Source organism: Streptomyces phaeochromogenes (assembly GCF_001418655.1).
Lineage (GTDB): Bacteria > Actinomycetota > Actinomycetes > Streptomycetales > Streptomycetaceae > Streptomyces > Streptomyces phaeochromogenes.
The window spans coordinates 1-1,157 of the sequence record NZ_LIQZ01000702.1 but is presented as its reverse complement, the minus strand read 5'-3'; the positions used below and the strand labels follow the sequence as shown (position 1 = coordinate 1,157).

The following is a 1,157-nucleotide window of genomic DNA, read 5'->3' as shown; positions in this document are numbered from 1 at the left end:
CGGGATCGGCCGGACCTTCCTCACGGACGGGTCCCGGCTCCGCATCGCCACGTCGGACTGCGCGTTGCTCCTGCGTGAGGAGTACGCGCCCAACCCCTACGCGCAGGAGGTCCTGGCGCACGTCGCCGGGATGCCCGTTGCTGTCGCCCCGGAGACCCGGGGGCCGGTGATCCTGTTCGGGTACGACCCGCGCAACGAATGGGACAGCACTCGCCCCTTTACCAGCGATGAGCGGGCGCAGATCGCGGAAGCGCTCGCGGTCGCGGGCTGCACCACCGACTCGTGATGCATTCGGTCGTTGGGCTCGGTATGGATCGATACGTGATGTGCCCGCAGTGCGGGCAGAGGAGGCTGCGGAGTCGGATGGCTCCAGCGCCGGCGCATGTCGCCCACGAGGTCGAGTGCGACACCTGCGAGGACGACCGCCGGGCGGCCCGCGCGCTCTTCGAGAACCCCGCGACCGGCGACGCCTGGCCCCTTGGGTCGTGATGACGCTGGCGGGCGTGAGCTCGCCCGTACGCTGGTGGCCATGCTCGACACACTGCCGGCCTTCATCACTTGCGACTGCGGGGCCACCGCTCCGCGCCCGGCCGAACTGCGGTGGGCACCGTTGTGGGACGAGGGCTGGCGGTGGCGTGGCCGCCCCAACGCGGGGTTCGTACCGCGTTCGTGGATCTACTCGTGCCCGGCCTGCCCGCCAGTCGTCGTGGCGCCGTCGGGCCGTGATGCATAGGTGTGGCGGTCTCGACGACCGGGTTGTCGGTGAGTTCGGGCGGCAGTCGAGCAGCTGCTCCTGGTCCTCGTCGTCGCGCGGCGGGTCTCCTGGGGCGGCGCGTCGGCCGCCGGAGTACGTCAACGCGATGACGTACGGCGGTGGTCGGTGACGTACGCGGTGACGCCGGCCGGCGTCACCGCGGCTTGCAGCTGCTCGTTGGCGCGGGTCTCACTGGCGCTGGCCCTGCCCTGGTCCGGACACTGGAGGTCTGACCAAACGGGGCGGGAGGCGCGATGAACTGTACGAACTGCGGGGCAACCGTCATATGCGGGCCCGACGGGCGCTGGAGCTGCAACTGTGGGGCGTCCGGAGGATGAGGATGACGACGGACTCGGAGGCGGAGGACGCCCCGCACAGCGAGCTGTACTACACGAGCCACAAG

General features: G+C 70.8%; 3 protein-coding genes. 2 read left to right on the top strand and 1 reads right to left on the bottom strand.

Annotation, left to right across the window (positions count from 1 at the left end):
- A partial coding sequence (locus tag AOK17_RS47680) for a hypothetical protein (RefSeq protein ID WP_079053709.1) occupies positions 1-286 on the top strand: 286 nt, incomplete at its 5' end.
- Here the strand turns inward: AOK17_RS47680 and AOK17_RS54250 are convergent.
- Positions 219-410 (bottom strand): hypothetical protein, encoded by a 192-nt coding sequence (locus AOK17_RS54250; protein ID WP_157881571.1) that lies wholly within the window; start codon positions 408-410, stop codon positions 219-221. The two genes, AOK17_RS47680 and AOK17_RS54250, sit on opposite strands and share 68 nt — an antisense overlap.
- On the opposite strand from AOK17_RS54250, the gene AOK17_RS53735 reads away from it, so the two are divergent.
- Positions 364-489 carry a hypothetical protein gene (locus AOK17_RS53735; protein WP_281198703.1) on the top strand — a complete coding sequence of 42 codons (126 nt, stop codon included), beginning with the start codon at positions 364-366 and terminating at the stop codon, positions 487-489. The genes AOK17_RS54250 and AOK17_RS53735 overlap by 47 nt on opposite strands.
- Positions 490-1,157 lie beyond the last annotated feature (668 nt).

Coding starts and splice junctions, on each gene's coding strand:
- AOK17_RS53735 (WP_281198703.1), top strand. CDS start 364: ATGGCTCCAGCGCCGGCGCATGTCGCCCACGAGGTCGAGTGCGACACC.